The sequence below is a fragment of the Ruthenibacterium sp. genome, assembly GCF_017421385.1.
GTDB lineage: Bacteria > Bacillota > Clostridia > Oscillospirales > Ruminococcaceae > Ruthenibacterium > Ruthenibacterium lactatiformans.
Map to the genome: position 1 here is coordinate 1 of NZ_JAFOIN010000066.1, position 21,459 is coordinate 21,459.

Here is a 21,459-nt window from a genome sequence, read left to right on the forward strand (position 1 = left end):
CAGTCTGCCCTTTTTCAGGAAATGGGGCGGAAATGCAAAGGAATACTGGCTATTTTCCGACTGAATCGCTTGAACCTAGCGGTAATCGTCTATTTTCTCGCTCGGCGCTGAATGAAGGCGATTTATTCAGAGGTTCCTTAAAACAACGCATTGGAAAAAATATCTGTGGCAAACTGTAAACAAAGAAAAATCGGTTTAGAGGCAAAAGGAGGAGAAAATATTATGGCTTTTATCAAAAATATCGAACACGAAGAGATAGTGCGGCTTGCGGATGAGATATCGGCGAACACAGGGCAGGTCGTCAGTAAAACACTGGCGCAGAACAGCTGCGTCAGTATCACGCTGTTCGCTTTTGCAAAAGGAGAGGAGATCGGAACACACGATTCTGCAGGCGACGCGATGGTCACAGTCATCGAAGGAAAAGGCAGATTCGTGGTAGACGGCCGGGAATACTGCCTGTCCGCAGGGGAAACACTGGTGATGCCTGCCCGAAAGCCGCATTCCGTTCATGCGGAAGATGCGTTCAAAATGCTGCTCACAGTTGTGTTTCCGCGGAACGACAGTGAAACATAAATTATTGTGTTTTGCAGATTCAAAAGTAGCCGCCCCGACGGGTTGCTGCTTTTATGCAATAAGAAAACCGCTTAAACACTATGTTTAAGCGGTTTTCTTGCAGCAATGTTAAAAACAAAAATCCGAACCTATAAGGTTCGGACTTTGATTATGTGGTGGAGATGAGGGGGATCGAACCCCTTACCTCTTGAATGCCATTCAAGCGCTCTCCCAAGTGAGCTACACCCCCACGGCACCAGCGCCTATCAGCGCCGCACTCTTCTCTCGAGTGCTTTATTATATTATCAAATCATTTCTTCGTTGTCAACCCCGAATTTTCAATTTTTTTTGTGAAGAAATAAAACAGCGGGCAGCAGACGGGAAAATATAAAAACAGGGCATGCTATAAGCGGGGCGGTTTGTGCGAAAAACAGAACCCGTGTCCATGACGGTTGACACCGCTCATGAGTTTTGTATAATAATGTAGAACCCAAAAGAAACATGGCGGAGCTTGCCGCTGCGAAACAAAAGAAAAAGGGAAGGTCGGGCATATGAACGGAAAACTACTTGCCGTACTCAGGCAGGACATTGATGCTTTTGAAGAGAAAATATATGAATTTACAAACGGAGAGATTGACCGCAAGGCTTACAAAGGCTTTTCGGGCGGTTTTGGCAGTTATGCGCAGAGGGAGAACGGATACAGCATGCTTCGTCTGCGCCTGCCCGGCGGGCGGCTGACGAAGGAACGGCTTGGGTTTATAGCCGAATGTGCCGAAAAATACAACGTACCGCGTATGAAGCTCACCACATGCCAGACCATTCAGATGCACGACCTCCCGCCGCAGAGTGTGGTGGAGATCATGAAGCGGGCGCTTGATTACGACATTATAACGCGCGGCGGCGGCGGCGACTTCCCGCGCAATGTCATGGTGAGCCCGCTTACGGGTGTGGAGCAGGGAGAGTATTTTGATGTGATGCCCACGGCTCAGGCAGTCAATGATTATCTACTGGCGCAAGTGCGGGAAATCCGGCTGCCGCGTAAGCTCAAGGTAGGGTTCTCCAATGGACCGGCGAATGAAACACATGCGACATTCCGGGATCTGGGCTTTGTAGCCTGCGCGGACGGAACTTTTGATGTCTATTGCGCCGGCGGGCTTGGCGCAAATCCCAAAATGGGTGTACTGGTAGACACAGGCGTTGCGCCCCGGAATGTTCTGTACGACGTATGCGCTATGGTAAAGACTTTCCAGGAGCACGGAAATTACGAGAATCGTGCCCGCGCGCGTACGCGTTATTTGCAGGAAACATTAGGCGAAGATGGCCTGAAAACTGTTTTTCGTGAGAATCTGGCTTTGGCGAAGGAGAAGGATATGGCCCTGGTGCTGCCGGACTCGACGGCACCCAAAACAGGCGGTGCGTCTCTTTCGCATCCGCGCGCCATCCCGCAGAAACAGCCGGGGCTTTACGCTGTGGCATACCATCCCATCGGCGGGATGCTGTCTGGTAAAAAACCTGCCGAGCTTTATGAATCCATGTGCAATGCTCCGGACGCGGAATGGCGGGTTGGCCCGGATGAAACGATGTATTGTATCAATCTGACGGCGGAAGAGGCGCAGGCAGTACTTGCCGTTACGGAAGACGGTGCGCGGGATTTGTTCGAATCTTCTGTGGCATGCGTGGGTGCAGCGACCTGCCAGCAGGGTGTGCGGGATTCACAGTCAACATTGAAGATGCTGGTGGAGGCAATGCGCAGGGAAGGATTTTCCGACGGCATATTGCCGCGCATCCATATCTCCGGCTGCCCTTCCAGCTGCGGTACGCACCAAATCGGTACGCTGGGTTTTCGCGGCGGCGTGAAGCTGGTGGATAAAAAGCCGATGCCTGCCTATATGCTGTATGCAGGCGGATGCGATGCGCAGGGGGCGGAACAGTTCGGCCAGGAGCTGGGGATGATGTTGGAACAGGATATCCCGGCTTTTCTTGCGGAGCTGGGGCGTGCGGTGCGCGCGTCCGACGGAACTTTTGCGCAGTGGTATCCGGCGCATGAGGCGGAATTTAAAGAGATTGCTGAGAGATATATTGCCGACTGAATTGAAAACAGTCTGTCCTGCGTCCGTTTTGCGGGCGCGGGACTTTTTAAAATGTTTGGCAGCGCGCAAAAAGGCGGAGCGGGGTAATGCGGCGTCAAAAAGTTTACCGGAAGCATACCGGAAGATTGACAATTTTGAACAGGAAAGACGTTTTGGCTTGAAAGCGGAAAGGATTTCCCCTATAATAAGTGATAACCCCATGGCGGCGTTTGGCGGGCCTCTGTCATACCGCGAGCCCCGCGCGGCGATGCGTAAAGCGGCGTTTCCGTCATGCGGCATACCACAGGGCGGGCAGCCCACGGCTTGGGAGTATTCAGTGAAAAGACAATGGCGCGGCGGAATGGCTGCTTTTTTGACTTTTATCATGCTGATATCAGGATGCAGCGCGGCCCCTGCGGGGAGCGGCGCTGAAAGCCGTACCATGGCGCCGGCGGACGGCACGCATTACGAGCCGCCGGTATTTCGGAGCGCCGAGTTTCACCCGGACGCCGCGGTAAGCGGCAGCGGGGTGGAAATAGACCTTTCGGCGGTGTCGCAGGGGTATGTCGCCGTGCGGGCGCAAAGCGACAAACGCCTGAAATGCCAAGTCGTGTATGGAGACATAAAATACAATTACGATCTGCCCGGAGACGGAACGCCGGTCGTTTATCCGCTGCAAAGCGGCAACGGGCAATACAATGTCCGCGTGATGCAGAATACCACGGAGAACAAGTACATGGAATTGTTTTCCGCACAGGCGGGCGTTGTGCAGGACAGTGAATTCGAGCCGTTCCTGCGGCCCAGTCAGCGGGTGGCTTACAGTGTGGACTCCGCATGCGTCTTGCTGGCGTCGGACATAAGCGCACAGGCGGCGGATGCGGCGGCGGTGGTGAGCAGTGTGTACGAATATATCCAAAGCAATGTGGACTATGATTACGACAAAGCCCAAAACATCGTAGACAACAACGTTACCGGATATCTGCCGGATCCGGATGAGACGCTCTCCACAAAGAAGGGCATCTGCTACGATTATGCGGCGCTCGCCGCGGCAATGCTGCGCAGCCAGGGTATCCCGACAAAGCTTATCACAGGATATGTTTCCAGCGGCGGAAGCGAGCTGTACCATGCGTGGAACATGATTTGGCTGGAAGAGAGCGGCTGGATCACCGTGGAGATCAGGGCGCCCAGGCATGAATGGCAGCGCATCGACCTGACGTTTGCGGCCGCCGGCCAAAGCGCGCTTGTGGGCGACGGTAAGGGCTATGCGGATAAAGAGGTCTATTGAGGAGGAGAGGTCATGGCGGCAAAAACACTTCGTTCGCTGGCGGTGAGCGCCTTTTGCGAAGATATGGCGATGATGCTGGCAGCGGGCATTCAGGTGGACGACGCGCTCTCCATGATGCGCGGAGACAGCGGGGACGGCCCGCTGTACGATGCGGCTTCCGCCGTGCTTGAGCGTGTCCAAATGGGCGAGCCTTTGGCCGAGGCGGTGGAGCAATGCGGATATTTTCCCGCGTATGCGGCGCAGCTTGTCGCGGCGGGCGAGGCGGCGGGACGCACCGAGAACGTGCTGAAAAGCCTCGCGGTATATTACGAAACACAGGATAAGCTGGAAAAAAGGCTGAAAAGTGCTGTGATCTATCCGGCGGTTTTGCTGTTTTTGATGGCCGGCGTGCTGGCCGTTCTGGTCGCGCGTGTGCTTCCGGTATTCACCGGTGTTTACACGGGGCTGGCGGGAAGCGTAGCGGCTTCTTCTTATGCGTACATCACGGCTGCAAATATCATCGGCTGGGCATCTCTGTGCCTGGTCATCGTGCTGACGGCGCTTTTGCTTACCGGTGCGGCTGCGGCGCGCACGCAGCGTGGGAACGGCCTGTTCCGCACGTTGTTTGAAAAACTGCCCTTTACTTCTGCTGCTGCCCGGCGGCTGGCGGAGGCGCAATTTACTACGGCGCTGGCCACGTTTACGGCCAGCGGGATGGACACCGACACAGCAATGGAACGCGCGTCGGACATGGTGCGGCACCGCGCGCTGCGCGCGCAGCTGGAAAGCTGCCGCCGGCAGATGCTTGAGGGGCGCAGCCTGGCGCAGGCCGTTTACGATAACCGCGTGTTCGAACCGCTGTACGCGCGCATGCTGATGAGCGGAGCACGCAGCGGCAATCTGGACCAGGTGCTGGCGCGCCTTGCGCAGGTGTTCAGTGAGGATGCAAACATGCGGATGGGGCGCATCATCGACAGCGTGGAACCTGTGCTTGCAGGATTTCTCACCGTTTCGGTGGGGGTTACGCTCCTGGCCGTGATGCTGCCGTTGATCGGCATTCTCACCTCCATCGGATAAGGGGGCGCGGGGATGTATCAGGAAAAACGGCCGCGGCGCGGCGTAAAACGGCTGGGCGCAGCCATAGCGGCAGTATGTGCGCTGCTGCTGTTGCTGGGCGCGTGGGCTGTTTGGAACGGCGCGCAGGCGGCAATGAGGGAACAGGCGGCGCAGAGCCTGCGCACGGCGGTGCTGGATGCGGCGGTGCAGTGCTACGCTCTTGAGGGCGCATACCCGCAGAGCCTTTCCTATCTGGAAGAAAACTATGGCGTGCAGGTCAACCACAGCCGGTTTATCGTCAGCTATGAGGCGTATGCATCGAACCAGCTGCCGGCCGTCGCCGTGCTGGAAAAGCAGACGGCATGACAGTCTTAGGCGCGGGATAAGACAAAATGAAGGGAGGCGGCGGAGTGAAAAAACACGGAGCGTTTTGGATGCATCTGTATCCGCTGCTTCTGTTTGCCATCATCGTGCTGTCGCTGCTGTTCCTTGTGATGACGGGGACCGGGCTTTACAGTGCGGTCGTGGACAGCCAGACGCGGAACAGAGAGGCGCGCGCGGCGCTGTCATATCTTGCCGCGCGGGTGCATGCGGCGGACGCGGCGGGAGCTGTTTCCGTTGGGGAAGGCCCCGAGGGCGCGGCGCTGCTGCTGCGGGAGAACGCAGACGGCGAAACTTACGAAACCCGTATTTATTTATATGAAGGCGCGCTGCGGGAGGAATATGGGACGGCAGATGATGCGCTGGACCCGCAGGACTCCGAACGCATCGTGGATGCAAAATCCTTTTCCGTCGAGCAGGTTCGACCGGGTCTGCTGGTAGTGTCAACCGAATACGGAAGCGCAGATATCGCGCTGCGCAGCGGAAGGGGGGCTGGCCCGGATGCGTAGATCTCGGGGCGGCGCAGCTTTTTATGTGGAAACGCTGCTTTTGGTACTCTTTCTGCTTGCCAGCCTGACCGTGCTGGTGCAGATACTGGGCGCTGCAAAGCGTACCTCACGGGAGGCCAGGGAGCTCTCCACAGCTGTAAACATCGCCCAAAATGCGGCGGAGTTGTTTGCGGCAAGCGGCTCACAGGAAGATTTCGCAGCCCTGTTGGGCGCTGAGAAAACGGCGCGCGGCACACTGCGCGCCGCATACGACGTCCAGGGCGGTGGGACAGAGGACGAAACACAGGGGGCCTATGTCCTGGAAGCGGTGCTGGACGAAACGCCGCGGCAGGCGGGTGATATGCGCACGGCGCATTTTGTTGTAACTGCGGCGGACGGCGATACGGTTTTGTATGAGCTGGATACGCAGAAATACATCGGCGGGTAACGCCGCGGGCAAGGGGGAGACGAGATGGAAAGCAGGCCGGTGCGTCTGGGATGGCTGTCGCTGCTGCTGACGGTGATCATCCTGTGTCTGGCAACGCTCTCTGTGCTGAGCTTTTCCACCGCCCGGGCCGACCTTGCACTCGCGCAGAAGCAGGCGCGTCAGGCCCAAAGCGTTTATGCGCTGGAATGCGCGGGACAGCAATGGCTGGCAGAGCTGGACGCAGCGCTGGCGCAGGCCGGGGATACGGCGGAGCTGGATGCGCTGCCGCCGCACGGCACTGCCCGGGAAGGCCCCGGTGTGAGCGCCGTGCTGGAGGGCGCGGACGGGCGTTCGCTTTCTGTTTTTGCGGAGTTGACAGCGGACGGCGGATACAGAGTGATACAATGGCGGCAGAGCGCCGAATGGGCGGGCGAGGCCGAGGCTCCTGCGCTGTTCGGTACACTGCGGGAAGGATAGGAGGAGACGCATGGACGTCAGGGAAACGCTCAGACAGGCCGTTGAAATGGGTGCGTCTGATATTTTTATTATCGCCGGCCTGCCGCTTACCTATAAGGTGGACGGCCGCCAGAGGCGGATGGAAACGCGGCTGATGCCTGCGGATACCGCCGCGGTCATCTCGGATATTTACGCGCTGTGCGGACGCAGCCGCAGCCGCATCGAACGGGAGGATATGGACGACGATTTTTCCTTTTCGATTCCAGATCTCGGACGTTTCCGGGCGAATGTTCTGCATCAGCGCGGCAGCCTTGCGGCGGTCATTCGTGTGATACGTTTTGGCTTGCCGGAGCCGGAAAAGCTGAACATTCCGCCTGAGGTGCTTGCCTCGGCCAAGCTGATGAAAGGACTTGTCCTGGTGACGGGCTCGGCGGGCAGCGGCAAATCCACAACGCTGGCCTGCCTCATCAACGCCATCAACCAGACAAGAGAAGGGCACATCATCACGATGGAAGACCCCATTGAATACATCCATCGGCATGACAGGTGTATCGTGACGCAGCGGGAGATCTCAACCGATTCTCCGAGCTATGTCAGCGCCCTTCGCAGTGCTTTGCGGGAGAGCCCGGACGTCATCCTGCTGGGCGAAATGCGGGACTATGAGACTATCGAGGTGGCCATGACCGCCGCGGAGACGGGGCAGCTGCTGTTCAGCACGCTGCACACCACAGGCGCTGCCAACACGGTGGACCGCATCATCGATGTGTTCCCGGCCGGGCAGCAGGCGCAGGTGCGCATGCAGCTCTCCATGGTGCTTCAGGCGGTCATCAGCCAGCAGCTTGTTCCCACGCTGGACGGTAAGCAGACCCCGGCGTTTGAGATTATGTATACGAACCCGGCCATCAAAAACCTGATCCGTGAGGCAAAGACGCACCAGATCGATTCCGCTATTCAAGCGGGTGCGGCACAGGGTATGTGTACCATGGACGCAAGCCTGCTGCGCCTGGTGACGGAAAAGCGCGTCAGTAAAGAGACGGCCCTCACACACTGCATGCATTATGAGGCGATGGAAAAACGCCTTTCAGCAATGAGCTGAATCCAAATTGATTCGGAAGGGGGAGAGGAAAGTGCCTGAGCAAAGTAAAATGGAAATATCCCTGTTCAGCGGTATGACGATCCTGTGGAACGGTACGCCGATCCTGGAGCACAGCGCGCGGCTCAACAAGCCTTTGGAGCTTTTGGCGCTGCTTTTGCTGCGCGGCGATAAAAAGCTGACGAATGAGCAGTTGATGGACGGCCTGTGGGAGAGCGATGAGATCGAAAACCCGGCCGGCGCGTTGAAAAACGCGGCGTATTCGCTTCGCAAGTTTTTGCAGAAAGCGGATAAGGAAAAACGCTTTATCATCACAGAGAGCGGGCGTTACATTTGGAACCCGGAAATCTCCGTCACCACCGATGTGTGGGAATTCGAGCAGGAGGCGCGTCTTGCGGATCAACCGGGCACGCCGGCGGAGGAGCGTATCCCGCATGCGCGGCGAGCGCTGAAGCTGTATACCGGCGATCTTCTGCCCAGCCTGAGCATGCAGCAGTGGGTCATCCAATACAGCAGTTATCTGCGGCAGACCTATCTGCGTACCGTTAAAAATCTGGCTGCCACGCTCTGCGAACGCGGAGGCAGGGAGGATCTGGAGGAGACGCTGGATATCTGCAACCGTGCGGCGCTGCTGGAGCCGCTGCACGAGGAACTTTACCGCTACATCTTCAATACCATGCGCAGGTTGGATATGAAGCAGGCTGTGCTGAGCTATTATCCGGTGATCTCCAACCTGTTTTACGACGAGCTGGGCGAACGTCTTTCGCCCGAGCTGCGGGACATATATCTCTGGGCTTCCCAGGGAGCGAACCAGATGAAGGAAAATCTGCGCCAGATCCAGCAGGATTTGGGCGAGATTACGCGGGACGCCCGGCCCATCCACGGCGCATACTACTGCGAGTATGAGATGTTCAAATCCGTGTACCAGATGGTCGCACGAAGCGCGGCACGTTCCAATAGTCATGTGCTGCTCATCCTTGTGACGTTTGAAGGAAAAAACGGCCAGACCGTGGCAAAACAGGAGATCGTGGACGCGATGGCGCGCGGCAAGGAAGTCATTCGGGAGTCTCTGCGCAAGGGCGATGTATTCAGCCGTTACAGCCGCAACCAGTACATCCTTATGTTGACGGTCACTTCGCCTGCCGACAGCGTTGTGGTGGAGAACCGCATCAAGGATGCTTTTAAGGAAGTGCGTCTGAGCGCGAAAATCGAGCTGCGTATGAAAGCGCAGGAGCTGGACCCGATCGTTTAGTGTATGCAACCGCTTCTTCCGGAAAACGGCGCTTGCGTTTTATGTGCGACGGGTGTAGAATCAAAACAGCCCCAGGAAAATAAAGGACGGAGGAACGATCACGATGCGTACACTCAACAGTGTTTCTGAATTCCAGACAGAGGCGGCCAACGCCGTTTTTACAAAGCAGCAGGCGATTTCCGCTACGTTGCAGCTCCTCACAAAAGAATGGAACGATCCCGGCAATACGCCTGAGGAAAAATCGGTTCTGGAAAATGCGATCCAGCGCGCCGAATTCCGCTACATCGATGCGACGAAGTCGGAGACGGACCGTATGCTGGACGCTATTGGCGTGGCGCGCTTTACTACGCAGGATATCGTAAACGCCATTCAGGCGATCGTATTCGATGCGGAGTGAGCCCCAACCTGAGAAACATTATCCCTGCTGGACAGAGCCCCGCCGGAAGGCGGGGCTTTTTGCATGCCCGGAAACGAGGAAAATCTCGCCGCATACTGGTTTGGCGTTTAGCCGGGGCATATAGCGCGCACACTATTTTTGTGTGGAAAAGGAGGGGATATGTTGGAAAAAAGGCTCATTGCAATGGCGGGCGCGTGTCTGCTTGCATTCGCCGTAGTGGTTTGTGCTCTTGCAGCCGTGTCTACAAATCCGGCATATGCGGCTGCCGCCGTACAGCAGAGCAGTACCAGCGTTGTGCTGAGTGAAGGGCGCGGCAATATTTACGACTGCGGTTTTTTGCCGCTTACAGGGACGGTCTCGGAGCGCTATGCGTTGATTGAGCCGGGGAGGACGAGCTATCATACTTTGTTTGAGGCCATCCCGGCGGAACTGCGCACGCAGTTTTATGCAAGCATCCAGCGGGGCTCTCCGTTCCTGATGCCTGTCACAGGGGCGGCCGCAGCGCGTGCGCAGTATACGTTTGAAAAGCCTGTGCGGTACCAGCCTATGCCCATAGCCCAGCACCTCATTGGATATCTCGGAGCGTCCGGCCACGGTGTTTCAGGTGTGGAATATGCTTTTGATGATCTTTTGACAGGAGGCTCCACTTTGACGGAGGTGCGCTGCGCAATGAATGCGCGCGGGGGATTTATAGAATCAGATGCGCCGTACCTGGTGGAATCTCCCGGCACGGGGGCGGGTGTGATGCTCACGCTGGATTCAAGCATCCAGCGCGCCTGCGAAGCCGTAGGCATTGAAATGGTGGATAAGGGATGCATCGTTGTACTGGACGCGCCCACCGGGCGCGTGCGCGCCAGCGTGAGCCTGCCGCTGTACGACCCGGAAAATGTGGCCGCAAGCATCGCGCGCCAGGATACTTCACTGGTCAACCGCGCCCTCAGTGCATATAATGTGGGTTCGGTGTTCAAGCCGCTGCTGGCCGCGGCGGCGCTGGAGCAGGGAATCAGCGCGCAGGAGACGTATGAATGCACGGGATCCATCGAGGTGGGCGGCCATGTTTACCGCTGCGCCTATGGGCGGGGCCACGGGACGGTAGACATGAAAACCGCGCTGGAGCAAAGCTGTAACTGCTACTTTGTGCAGCTTGGGCTGCGCCTGGGCGCGCAGACGGTGTACGACATTACAAAAAGTGCGGGATTTGGGCAAAGCCAGCAGGTTGCGGGCGGTCTGCGGGCAGCCTCCGGGAACCTGCCGGACGCGGCGCAGCTGGAAGATCTGGGCCAGCTCGCATCTATCAGCTTCGGCCAGGGAGCGCTGACCGCCACGCCCGTACAGGTTGCCGCGATGATGAACCTGTTTGCAAACGGAGGGCGGTATGTGGAACCTGTGTTTGTGGAGGGAATTGTGGATGAATACACGCAGTCGGTAACGGAAAGCCTGTACCGCCCCGTCCAGCGGCAGGTGATGGACAAAGATGTGGCGGAGGTGATTCGGCAGATGCTTGTGGGCGTTGTTGAGGAAGGGCTGGGGCGAAAAGCCGCGCCCCGGGCCGGCGGTGCGGGGGGCAAGACGGGGACAGCGCAGACGGGCCGCTATCAGGAGGACGGAGAAGAAATTATGGACGCGTGGTTCGTGGGTTTTTACCCTGCGGAAGAACCTCGATATACCATCGCCGTTCTGCTGGACAGCGGCACACACGACAGCGACGACGCTGCGCAGGTGTTCGCCAAAGTAACGGATGCCCTGAGCTTTTTTCTTGCGCAGGAGTAAGCCGTCCGGGGCTTGACATTGCCCGGATTTGATTTATAATAATATGGTAAACGTGTAAAAACAGGTATTACGGCAGAGACTGGGCCAATGGGGTTCCGCACGGCTTACAGAAAGGGAACGCAGGGCTGAGACGTTCCCGCTTCGGACCCCACCGCCACCCGGATAGCCTCCCGTGATGAGCGGGACGTAGCTGCGGCGTTAACGCGGGGAAAGCGGCGTGCCTTTTGGTACGCAATTTGGGTGGTACCACGGATGCTGACAGGCCTTCGTCCCTGACACAGGGGCGAGGGCTATATTTTTTTACACGGCAGAACAAAAATGACATTTATTTTGTGAGGAGAATGAACCCGATGGAATGGACCGGCCTGAACGAGCTGCGCGAAAAATACCTTTCTTTCTTTGAAAGCAAAGGACACCTTCGTTTGGACAGCTTTCCCCTGGTGCCCAACAACGATAACAGCCTTTTGTTGATCAACTCCGGCATGGCGCCGATGAAAAAATGGTTCCTCGGCCAGGAGGAGCCGCCGCGCCACCGTGTCACCACCTGCCAGAAATGCATCCGCACGCCGGACATTGAGCGCGTGGGCATCACGGCGCGTCACGGCACGTTCTTTGAAATGCTGGGCAACTTCAGCTTTCAGGATTATTTCAAGCGCGAGGCTACCGCATGGGCGTGGGAATTCCTGACGAAGGTGCTGGAGATTCCCGCCGAGCTTCTGTACGTCTCGGTGTATGAGGACGACGACGAGGCCTACGATATTTGGACAAAGGAAGTGGGGATCGACCCGTCCCACATGGTGCGCTTCGGCAAGGAGGACAATTTCTGGGAGCACGGCTCCGGCCCCTGCGGCCCCTGCAGCGAGATCTATTTTGACCGCGGCCCCGAACACGGCTGCGGCAAGCCGGATTGCAAGGTGGGATGTGACTGCGACCGTTATATGGAGGTCTGGAATCTGGTGTTCAGCCAGTTTGATTCAGACGGCAAGGGCACATATACGCGCCTGGAGCGCCCCAACATTGATACGGGCATGGGCCTGGAGCGCCTGGCCTGCGTGATGCAGGGCGTGGGAAACCTGTTCGAGGTGGATACCGTTCACAATATTCTGAACCATGTGGAGCGCATTACGGGTAAGACCTACGGCCGCGACCATGCGACGGACGTTTCCATCCGTGTCATCACCGATCACATCCGTTCCACCGTGTTTATGGTGAGCGACGGTATCCTGCCCTCCAACGAGGGCCGTGGCTACGTACTGCGCCGCTTGCTGCGCCGGGCCGCACGCCATGGCCGTATGCTGGGGGTTACGCGCCCGTTCCTGGCCGAGCTGTGCGATACCGTCATCCGCGAGAACGGCGGAGCCTACCCCGAGCTGGTGGAGCATGCTGATTATATCAAAAAGAGCATATCCGCAGAGGAGGAGCGCTTCTCCCGCACCATCGACCAGGGCCTGAATATCCTGTCGAATCTCATCGACAACATCGAAAAGGCCGCTGCCGAGGGCAAGCGCCGCGTGCTGGCGGGCATTGACGCGTTCAAGCTGAACGATACGTTCGGCTTTCCGCTGGATCTTACCAAGGAGATCGCTGCTGAGAACGGCATTGAGGTGGATGAGGACAGCTTCCGTACCGAGATGCAAAAGCAGCGGGAAAAGGCACGCAAGGACCGTCTGAGCCGTGACATTTCCGGTTGGACGGCGGATCTGTTCGGCGCGCTGGACGCTTCGGCCACAGAATTTCTGGGTTACGGCACGCTGGAGGCTGAGGCCAAAATCGTGGCGCTGTCCGACGGCGATGAGCTGACGGATGCCGTGTCCACGGACGACGGTGCGAAGGAAGGCGTTCTGGTGGTGCTGGACCGCACGCCTTTCTATGCCGAGAGCGGCGGTCAGGTAGCCGATACCGGCGTGATTGCAACGGCGGGCGGCGCGCATCTGGCGGTGACGGCCTGTAAAAAGACGCCGAAGGGTTATTATGTGCATACCTGTACGCTGCTGGACGGCGTGGTGCAGGCAGGCGATAAGGTCATCGCTTCTGTGGAGCGCGACCGCCGCCACGCGATCATGCGCAACCATACAGGTGCGCATCTGCTGCAAAAAGCTCTGCGAGAAGTGCTGGGCGCCCATGTGCATCAGGCCGGCTCGTATGAGGACGACGAGCGTGTGCGCTTCGACTTCACGCACTTCAACGCTGTAACGCCCCAGGAGCTGGCTGAGGTGGAGCGGATCGTCAACGCCAAAATCTTCGAGGCGCTGCCCGTACACATCAAGGTGATGCCCCTCAAGGAGGCCAAGGAGCTGGGCGCTATGGCGCTGTTCGGAGAAAAATACGGCGATATCGTGCGCGTTGTGGATGTGGAGGGCTTTTCTACGGAATTCTGCGGCGGTACGCACGTTTCCAATACGGCCGAACTGGGCTGCTTCAAGATTTTGTCCGAATCCAGCGTGGCGGCGGGTATCCGGCGCATCGAAGGCACAACAGGCTACGGCGTGCTGCGCCTGCTGGATGAAAAATCCGATATGCTCAACCAGACGGCGGGCGCGCTGAAGGTAAGCAATATCCACGACCTGCCCGCCCGCGCGGCTGCGCTCACCGCAGAACTGAGATCCGTGCAGAAGGAACTGGACGACCTTAAGCAGAGGCAGACGGCCATGAAGGCCAGCGGTTTGTTTGAGGATGCCAAGGACGTGGACGGCATAAAGATCTTCACGATGTATCTGACGGGGACTGCGACAGATGCGCTGCGCAAGCTGTGCGACAATGCACGGGACAAAGCGCCCGCGTCTGTTACTGCGGTGATCGGCGAAGCCGAGGGCAAGACAACGTTGGCTGTGGCTGTCGGCAAGGAGGCGCAGGCGCGCGGCCTTGCGGCGGGCAAGCTGGTGAAGGAAATCGCGGCTGTGGCCGGCGGCAACGGAGGCGGCAAGCCCGATTTCGCGATGGCGGGCATCAAGGACATCTCCCGCATCGACGACGCGCTGAACGCGGTGCCGGGCATCGTCAAGGCTGCCCTGGTCTGAACGGGCCGTTCGTTAAAAGAAAAAAGACGCGCGCCCCATTCTGGGGCGCGGCGTTCTTTGGGAAAACAGAACACAGAAGGAGGGAGCGTTCATGCAGGACTGCTTATTTTGCAAGATGGCGGCGGGGGATATCCCTGTCAGCAAGGTGTATGAAGATGACACCGTGCTTGCGTTTCATGATATCGATCCGCAGGCACCGGTGCATTTTCTCGTGATCCCCAAAACACACATCGCTTCGCCTGGCGGCATTACGCCGGAGAACAGCGCTGTGGTAGCGCATATCTTTGAGGTGATTGCCCGGCTGGCCGAAGACCTGGAGCTTGGAAACGGATACCGCGTTGTGACGAACTGTGGCAGGGACGGCGGACAGAGCGTGCCGCATCTGCATTTTCATGTGTTGGCAAAGCGCAGCCTGGCATGGCCGCCGGGTTGAGTGACGCGCGCCGATCATAAAAAAGGAGAATGAATTATGCGTAAAACTTATACGCTGAATGTTGCTGGCGTTACGCGGGAGCTGCCGCTGTGCCCGGTGAATGAAAAGCTGGACATTGCCGCGTTTGTGATGTTCAGTGATGTGGAGCTTACTGTGGCCTGCGCCGAAGCGCTGCTGAAAAAAGTGCCGGAGTTTGATATTATCGTTACGGCCGAAGCGAAAGGTATCCCGCTGGCCTACGAGATGAGCCGCCAGAGCGGCAAACGTTATATCCCGGCCCGGAAAGGTCCCAAGCTTTACATGGAGGAGCCTGTTGTGGTGGAGGATGTTTCCATTACGACCGAGGCCGTGCAGAAGCTCGTCATCGACCGTAAGGATCTGGATTCCATGGATGGAAAACGCATCCTCATCGTGGATGATGTGATCAGCACCGGCGGCAGCCTGCATGCACTGGAAACGCTTGTAAACAAGAGCAAGGGCACGGTTGTGGCGCGCGCGGCTGTGCTGGCGGAAGGCGAAGCGGCAGACCGTAAGGATATCATTTATCTGGAGCCGCTGCCCCTGTTTTTCAAATAGTCCCGTATGAAAAGGCCGCTTGCCTGCGCCGGGTTTCTATATCTTGTAATACAACTGCTTGCAGCCTTTCTGCCGCCAGCGGCTTTTGGGCCGCTGGCGGCCGTTTTTCTTGCGGCCGTTTTTCCGGCCTGGAAATTGGGCGGACGGTTCCGCACTCACGCCGTGCTGGCATGCACCGTTACGGGCGCGGCGCTGCTGCTGCGCATGGCGGCGTTTACATGGATGATGGCTCCCATTCAGGCGCGCGCCGGAACACAGGCGGAGATCCACGCAGCGGTTGTGGAAACGTCGCCGGGCTTTCTTGAAGATACCGTTCGGGCCGGTGTTCTTGTGGACGAAGTGAACGGCATGGCTGTGCGCCCTTTTCGGGTGTATTTTCTTTCTCTGCCGCAGGCTTTGCCGGGCGAATGCTTTTCTGCGCGCGTGGAGTTCGCGGAACTGGAAGAAAACGAATATACATACGGCAATTACGCAGACGGCATTTTTCTGGCGGGAGAATATCTGGACGGCTTTTTGCCACAGGGGGAGAGCGGTGCGCTTTGGGCTCGGGCGAAACGGGTGCAGGCGGCGTTGAGCATGGCGCTGCGCAAAGTTCTGGCACAGCCTTATGCGGGAGCAGCCGCGGCAATGACGGCAGGCGACCGTGCGCTTTTGACGGATGAGGTGAAGGACGCGTTCCGGGGTGCAGGGCTGTCCCATGTGCTGGTGGTGTCCGGTCTGCATCTGTCCGCAGTGGGCGGGCTCGTTTATGCGGCGGTGCGGCGTATGGGGCGGCGCAGGCTGGCCTGCGCCTGCGCCATGTTTTCCTCTCTGGCTTTTATGTGCCTCACGGGTTTTACACCCTCTGTTGTGCGCGCGGGTACGGCAATGCTGCTGCTCTACGGGGGCGCTCTATTTAACAGGAAAAGCGACGCGCTCACTTCGCTGGGCCTGGCGGCACTGCTTTTGTGCCTGCAGAACCCATATGCTGCCGTGGATGTAAGCCTGCTCCTTTCGTTCTCGGCCACGTTGGGGGTGCTTTGGGTGACGGCGGCGCACAGGCGCTGGCGCGCCGGCAGCGCGGCGCATGGAAAAAACGCAGCACGGCTGGTCTGGAAGCTGCTGTGGACTGCCGCGGTGCCGGCCGCGACGTCTCTGACCACGCTTCCCGTGCTCATTGCCATCGGCGGAGGAGTTTCTTTGCTTTCCGTTGTAAGCAATCTGCTTGCAGTGCCTGTTATGCCGGCTGTCGTGGGCCTCGGCTTTGCAGCGGCGCTGTGTTCGGGCGTGCCCTGGCTCGGTTTTCTGGCAAAGCTGACGGGTCTGGGCTGCGCGCTGCTTTTGCGCTGGATGCTGGCCGTAGCGGAATGGACGGCGTCCGTGCCGTATGCGTTTCTGCATGTGAGCGGGGCCTTTGCCATGTGCGCGGCTCTTTTGCTTTGTGCGCTTGGCTGGGCAGCCTGGCGTCTGCATGTCCCTGTACGGCGGGCGGTGCCCGCTTGTCTGGCGTTTGTAATGCTGTCAGGCTTGGCATACGCGGCGGCGGATAGCGGCGTTGTGCGCATGGAGCTTGCAGGCAGTGCGGCCAATCCGCCTCTGGTGGTAATGCAGGGGCTTAAAACTGCGGTCCTGTTCCGTGGCCCGGAAGCAAATGCGGACGATGTGCGGGAGGTGTTGGAACAATACAACCGTACGCAGGTGGATCTGCTGGTGGATCTGCGCATGGAGGGTGATACGGCTGCACTGGCACAAAAACTGCATGCGCAGGATGCTTTGAGTGCACAGAACAGCATCATAAACAGTACCATTCTCGCACCGTTCCATGATATAATCATTTATGTAAAGCATCAGGCGAAGGGGAATTTTGCCTGTGTTGAGGTGTGCGGATACCGCGTGGGGATCGCCAGCGGCAGTGTGGAGTTTTCTTCTTATCCGCCTTTTGACATTTATGTTGCGGGCACAGGACGGCCGGATGGGCTGGCGTGCACGCATCTGATCCTGCCCCGGACAGGGTATCGATGGCTTGAGGATGCGCCCCGGGCACAGTTCCACGGCCCTGCGGATATCTGTCTGCGCGCGGGAGCGTCTGTAACGATCAAAGAGGGGAACAAATGGTTTTAAACGAGCAGAATCTTAAAAAAGCGCTGGAACAGCCGCTGCGGCACGGCGTTTATTATTACTATTCCACTGAGGAATATCTTGTGCGGAGCTACGCCGCAAAAACGCTGGCCCTGCTGGCAAAGCAGGAGGACGATGCGGAGGTAACGCGTGTTGAAGGCCCTGCTCCGTCTATTGAGGAAGCCGTGGCTGCTGCGGGCACTATATCATTTTTCGGTACAAAACGCATCGTTGAACTGCCGATGCTGGAGCCGTCCGCGATGAACGAGGCGGATGTGGGGGCGCTTTGCGACTTGATGCAAAGTCTGGAAAACGCAGTGCTTGTGATGAGCACAGTGTTTAAAGACGACAAGGCGAAGCTCTCCAAAAAGGCCAAACAGCTGATCGGCGCAGCGGAGAAGGCCGGGCTGACGGCAGAACTTGTAAAGCCCGGGCCTCAGGACGCAAAGCGGTTTGCTGTGGAAAAAGCCCGGGAGCTGGGAGTGGTTTTGTCCCCGGGCGCTGCGTCTGAGCTGGTGGAACGCTGTGGGACAGACCTGTTTGCGCTGGAGAGCGAGCTGAGCAAGCTGGCGGCTGTGGCTGATTATGGAGAGATCACGCCTGAATTGATCGCACAAATGGGCACCCAGAGCATCGAAGCGGATGTGTTTGAAATGGTGCGTCTTGTCACGGCGCGCAATAAAACACGGGCGATGGCCAAGCTGTCTCAGCTGTTGGAACTGCAAAATGAGCCCATTGCCATTGCGGCGGCGCTGTCCGGCTCGTTTGTAGATATGTACCGTGTGAAGTGCGGCGCAGCGGCACATCGTAATTACGCGGCCGTGCACAAGGATTTTTCATACCGGGGAAGCGATTACCGCCTGCGCAAATCCGGTGAGACGGCGTCCCATTATTCCCGCGCCCAGCTGGAGCACATCCTCAGTGTGCTGCTGGGGCTGGATGCCGCGTTAAAATCATCTGCCGCAGACGGAACGGTGCTGCTGCAGACGGCTCTTTGCGAAGTGATGCAGATCGGAGAACGGCGATGAAGAAGCTGCGCGTGGAAGAAGTGATCGTCGTAGAAGGCAAGTATGACGCGGTGAAGCTGGCGGATTTGGTGGATGGGCTCATTCTTACGACGAATGGATTTTCGGTCTTTAAAAATGCGGAGACAAAGCGTCTGCTTGTAGAACTGGGCAAAAAGCGGGGCATTATCGTTTTGACGGATTCCGATGACGCCGGGTTCCGCATCCGCAATTATGTCAATAAGCTGGCGCAGGGCATATGTGTAAAAAATGCATATGTTCCGGCCATCGCAGGGAAAGAGCGGCGTAAAGCTCAGCCTTCGAAAGAAGGCGTGCTGGGCGTGGAGGGTGTGCCGTCCGAAGCGATACTGCGCGCACTGCAGACCGCGGGCGCGCGGGAAAAGGCGAAGCGCGCAGGGCGCGCCATCACCTATACCGACCTGTACGAGCTGGGCCTTTCCGGCACAGAGGGAAGCGCGGGCGTGCGGCGCGCCTGGCTGCAAAGCCTTGGCCTGCCGCCGCGCCTTTCCAAAAAAGCGCTGTGCGAGGTGCTCAACAGTCTGTACACTTATGAGGAATTCGTACAGACCGTGCCGGGAAACAGTGCTTCGTTGATATAAGCTGTGCAAAAAGCCGCCCTGTCCGCAAGTTGCTTCTGTGCGTTGCGGACGGAGCGGCTTTTGTTTTTTTTAAAACATGGGGCGTGAACAGCGGAGATGGCGATACGGAACGCTTTATTTAAGCGTTCCGTCCAGGACCTGCGCATAATACCAGGGCCGGGAAGCATACAGCGTTTTGCCGGAGAGCGCCGCGCACGATCCGTCCGGCAACGCGGGAAAGTGAAGGCTGTACGCGCACAGAGCCTGATATTTGAGCTTCAGTTCCCGGTTGGCCGCGTTGTTCCCGTATTTGCCGTCCCCAAGGATAGGGCAGCCGATGGAGGCCAAATGCGCGCGTATCTGATGTGTGCGCCCCGTGACGAGTTCAACCTCCAACAAAGCCAGCCGTCCGCTGACAGCCAGCGTTTTATATTTTGTCACAATATCTTTTGCTCCGGGCGCGGATGTGTCCAGAATACGAACACGCGCCTGTCGGGCGTCCTTTTGCAGATAGCCGCGCAGTGTTGCTGCCGCAGGCGAGGGGTGTCCATAGGTGACGCAAAGGTATTTTTTTTCGATCATACGCTCTTTTACAAGGTGCAGCAGAAGCGCTTCAGCCTGCTGCGTCTTGGCAATGAGCACAAGACCGGACGTGCCGGTATCGAGCCGATGGCAGAGGCGCGGAGTCCAGCCGCGTTCCGGCGCATATTCGCCTTTGTGATACAGGTACAGGAGAGCGCGGTTGATGAGGGTGTCGGCAGTGCGTCCGCCTTCATCCGTTACAGGAAGTCCGGCGGGCTTGTCGGCAACCAGAACGTCGCTGTCTTCATAAACGGCGCACAGCTCCGGCCTTGCGGAAAGAAATAACGGGCCGTCCGGCTTATCCAGAAGCAGATCCGGCAAAAAAACACGCACAGTGCTGCCGCGTGGCAGGCGTGCAGAGAGCGGAAGCTTTTTTCCATCCACCTTGATTTTGTTTTCACGCAGATACTTGTGCAGCCTGCCGGGGGAAAGCTGAGGATACTGCGCAAGCAGCGCGGAGTCCAAACGGGGCATGGAAGCATCGGTGATGACAAATTCGCGCATATTGGGTTTTCCCTTCTGACGGCGAAAGGCATGCCGCACGGGCATGCCTTTCGCTTTGCTTTATGGTGCTGCTGACGGGAATCGAACCCGTATGGTGTTGCCACCGAGGGATTTTAAGTCCCTTGCGTCTGCCGATTTCGCCACAGCAGCAAACAGGCGGCTGGTTCGGCCGCTTTCTTATCATACAATAAATTCCGCCCGCATGTCAACGGCCATATAAAAAGCGTGGGCATATTCGTAAGAAAAAACTTTACATCGGCAAAGCGCTCACTTATAATATTTTTATGCCGCGCGCATCCGTGCGGCTTCGGCGGCTTTTGGGCCTTTTCAACCGGCATATCCGGCATGTTTGAAGGCAGAATGCCCGCCTTGCAGTAAAGAGGGGATCGTATATGTTTATTCATGAAATGTTTCAGCAAAAGCCCTGTGTTTTTTCCGTTGAGGTGTTTCCGCCCAAAAAGGCAGGGGCCGCGGAGGAAACGCTTTATCCGGTGCTGCGGGAGCTGTGTACGCTTGGGCCGGATTACATCAGCGTTACTTATGGCGCGGGCGGAGGCACGGCCGGACAGTCGACTGCAAAGATTGCGTCGTATATCAAAAACGGGCTTCATGTGGAGGCTCTGGCGCATCTGACATGTGTAAACTCCACGCGTGTGCAGGTGGAGGAAACACTTACCCGGCTGCGCGAGGACAACGTGGAAAACGTTCTTGCCCTGCGCGGGGATATCAACCCGGATCTGCCGCGCCGGATGGATTTCCTGCATGCGAGCGACCTTGCAAAAGCCATTGCGCAGACCGGCGGCTTCGGCGTGGCAGGTGCGTGCTATCCTGAGGGGCACGTGGAAAGTCCGTCGCTGAAAGCGGATGTAGAGAGCCTGCGCTACAAGGCGGAAGCGGGCGTTTCCCATCTTATCACACAGTTGTTCTTTGACAATGTCAGCTATTACCGCTTTTTGAATATGGCGCGCAAGGCGGGAATTTCTCTGCCCGTGCAGGCTGGTATTATGCCCATCGTGAGCAAAAGGCAGATCGAGCGCACCGTGGCGCTCAGCTCCGCCAGCCTGCCGCCGCAGTTTACTAAAATGATCAGCCGGTATGACCACGACGAACAGGCCCTGTTCGACGCAGGCATTGAATACGCGGTCACACAGATCCGCGACCTGATCACAGGCGGGGCGGATGGAATCCATTTATATGCAATGAATAACGCACGGGTGGCGCGTCTTGTATATGAGGGAATCCGCGATCTGCTGCCGGAGAGGACATGAGGATGGAGCTTGCACTGCCCGAGCGGTTTGATACCCGGCAGGCGCTGCGGTATTTGGGCATCAGCACAGAAGAGCCGGACAGCGCGACGCGGGCTCTGCTGCGGCGTGCGGAGAGGACGCTGCGCGCAGCAGCCGGGCCGCGCGCAGTGGCGGTGCGCGCAGCGCGGGATGATA

Annotated in this window: 20 protein-coding genes and 2 tRNA genes; 19 read left to right on the plus strand and 3 right to left on the minus strand. The window is 57.9% G+C overall.

What is annotated here, in order from left to right:
- The first annotated feature begins 222 nt into the window (after positions 1–222).
- Entirely contained in the window at positions 223–573 is a 351-nt protein-coding gene (locus tag IIY41_RS06900) for a cupin domain-containing protein (protein ID WP_009325579.1), read from the plus strand.
- 153 nt (positions 574–726) lie between these two features.
- Here the strand turns inward: IIY41_RS06900 and IIY41_RS06905 are convergent.
- A tRNA-Ala gene (locus IIY41_RS06905) sits at positions 727–802 on the minus strand.
- 301 nt (positions 803–1,103) lie between these two features.
- On the opposite strand from IIY41_RS06905, the gene IIY41_RS06910 reads away from it, so the two are divergent.
- The 17 genes from IIY41_RS06910 (at position 1,104) to IIY41_RS06990 (ending at position 18,952) form a co-directional block, all read left to right on the plus strand.
- A complete protein-coding gene (locus IIY41_RS06910; RefSeq protein ID WP_009325580.1) occupies positions 1,104–2,642 on the plus strand; it encodes a nitrite/sulfite reductase in 1,539 nt (512 codons plus the stop codon).
- Between the two features lie 421 nt (positions 2,643–3,063).
- Positions 3,064–3,906, plus strand: a complete 843-nt coding sequence (locus IIY41_RS06915) for a transglutaminase-like domain-containing protein (protein WP_287400180.1) — start codon at positions 3,064–3,066, stop codon at positions 3,904–3,906.
- Between the two features lie 12 nt (positions 3,907–3,918).
- A complete protein-coding gene (locus IIY41_RS06920; RefSeq protein ID WP_287400181.1) occupies positions 3,919–4,962 on the plus strand; it encodes a type II secretion system F family protein in 1,044 nt (347 codons plus the stop codon).
- Between the two features lie 12 nt (positions 4,963–4,974).
- On the plus strand, positions 4,975–5,307 hold the full coding sequence (locus tag IIY41_RS06925) for a hypothetical protein (protein WP_287400182.1): 333 nt from the start codon (positions 4,975–4,977) through the stop codon (positions 5,305–5,307).
- Positions 5,308–5,351: 44 nt separating this feature from the next.
- Positions 5,352–5,831: a DUF4860 domain-containing protein gene (locus IIY41_RS06930; RefSeq protein ID WP_287400183.1), complete on the plus strand. Its 480-nt coding sequence runs from the start codon at positions 5,352–5,354 to the stop codon at positions 5,829–5,831.
- Complete coding sequence (locus IIY41_RS06935) at positions 5,824–6,258, plus strand: hypothetical protein (protein WP_058722633.1); 435 nt, start codon at positions 5,824–5,826, stop codon at positions 6,256–6,258. The genes IIY41_RS06930 and IIY41_RS06935 overlap by 8 nt, the downstream gene beginning before the upstream one ends.
- Before the next feature lie 24 nt (positions 6,259–6,282).
- On the plus strand, positions 6,283–6,714 hold the full coding sequence (locus IIY41_RS06940) for a hypothetical protein (RefSeq protein WP_287400184.1): 432 nt from the start codon (positions 6,283–6,285) through the stop codon (positions 6,712–6,714).
- A gap of 10 nt (positions 6,715–6,724) precedes the next feature.
- The gene (locus IIY41_RS06945) at positions 6,725–7,789 is read left to right on the plus strand and encodes a type IV pilus twitching motility protein PilT (RefSeq protein ID WP_058722631.1); all 1,065 of its coding nucleotides are present in this window, start codon (positions 6,725–6,727) and stop codon (positions 7,787–7,789) included.
- Positions 7,790–7,820: 31 nt separating this feature from the next.
- Entirely contained in the window at positions 7,821–9,038 is a 1,218-nt protein-coding gene (locus IIY41_RS06950) for an AfsR/SARP family transcriptional regulator (protein WP_009325588.1), read from the plus strand.
- A gap of 103 nt (positions 9,039–9,141) precedes the next feature.
- The gene (locus tag IIY41_RS06955) at positions 9,142–9,435 is read left to right on the plus strand and encodes a hypothetical protein (RefSeq protein WP_009325589.1); all 294 of its coding nucleotides are present in this window, start codon (positions 9,142–9,144) and stop codon (positions 9,433–9,435) included.
- Between the two features lie 159 nt (positions 9,436–9,594).
- Entirely contained in the window at positions 9,595–11,205 is a 1,611-nt protein-coding gene (locus IIY41_RS06960) for a peptidoglycan D,D-transpeptidase FtsI family protein (protein WP_050004125.1), read from the plus strand.
- Between the two features lie 350 nt (positions 11,206–11,555).
- Complete coding sequence (alaS, locus tag IIY41_RS06965; protein WP_287400185.1) at positions 11,556–14,222, plus strand: alanine--tRNA ligase; 2,667 nt, start codon at positions 11,556–11,558, stop codon at positions 14,220–14,222.
- Positions 14,223–14,313: 91 nt separating this feature from the next.
- A complete protein-coding gene (locus IIY41_RS06970; RefSeq protein WP_009325592.1) occupies positions 14,314–14,655 on the plus strand; it encodes a histidine triad nucleotide-binding protein in 342 nt (113 codons plus the stop codon).
- 36 nt (positions 14,656–14,691) lie between these two features.
- Complete coding sequence (locus tag IIY41_RS06975; RefSeq protein WP_058722629.1) at positions 14,692–15,231, plus strand: phosphoribosyltransferase family protein; 540 nt, start codon at positions 14,692–14,694, stop codon at positions 15,229–15,231.
- Between the two features lie 135 nt (positions 15,232–15,366).
- Positions 15,367–17,331 (plus strand): ComEC/Rec2 family competence protein, encoded by a 1,965-nt coding sequence (locus IIY41_RS06980; RefSeq protein ID WP_173022161.1) that lies wholly within the window; start codon positions 15,367–15,369, stop codon positions 17,329–17,331.
- Positions 17,322–18,356 (plus strand): DNA polymerase III subunit delta, encoded by a 1,035-nt coding sequence (gene holA, locus IIY41_RS06985; protein ID WP_055080767.1) that lies wholly within the window; start codon positions 17,322–17,324, stop codon positions 18,354–18,356. The genes IIY41_RS06980 and holA overlap by 10 nt, the downstream gene beginning before the upstream one ends.
- The gene (locus tag IIY41_RS06990) at positions 18,353–18,952 is read left to right on the plus strand and encodes a ribonuclease M5 (protein WP_055080768.1); all 600 of its coding nucleotides are present in this window, start codon (positions 18,353–18,355) and stop codon (positions 18,950–18,952) included. Before holA ends, IIY41_RS06990 begins: the two co-directional genes overlap by 4 nt.
- A 114-nt stretch (positions 18,953–19,066) precedes the next feature.
- On the opposite strand, the gene IIY41_RS06995 is transcribed toward IIY41_RS06990, so the two are convergent.
- Together IIY41_RS06995 and IIY41_RS07000 are read right to left on the minus strand one after the other, a co-directional pair.
- Complete coding sequence (locus IIY41_RS06995; protein ID WP_155200907.1) at positions 19,067–20,017, minus strand: RluA family pseudouridine synthase; 951 nt, start codon at positions 20,015–20,017, stop codon at positions 19,067–19,069.
- A gap of 63 nt (positions 20,018–20,080) precedes the next feature.
- A tRNA-Leu gene (locus IIY41_RS07000) sits at positions 20,081–20,167 on the minus strand.
- Positions 20,168–20,409: 242 nt separating this feature from the next.
- On the opposite strand from IIY41_RS07000, the gene IIY41_RS07005 reads away from it, so the two are divergent.
- Positions 20,410–21,285 carry a methylenetetrahydrofolate reductase gene (locus IIY41_RS07005; RefSeq protein WP_009325600.1) on the plus strand — a complete coding sequence of 292 codons (876 nt, stop codon included), beginning with the start codon at positions 20,410–20,412 and terminating at the stop codon, positions 21,283–21,285.
- The last annotated feature ends 174 nt before the right edge of the window (positions 21,286–21,459 follow it).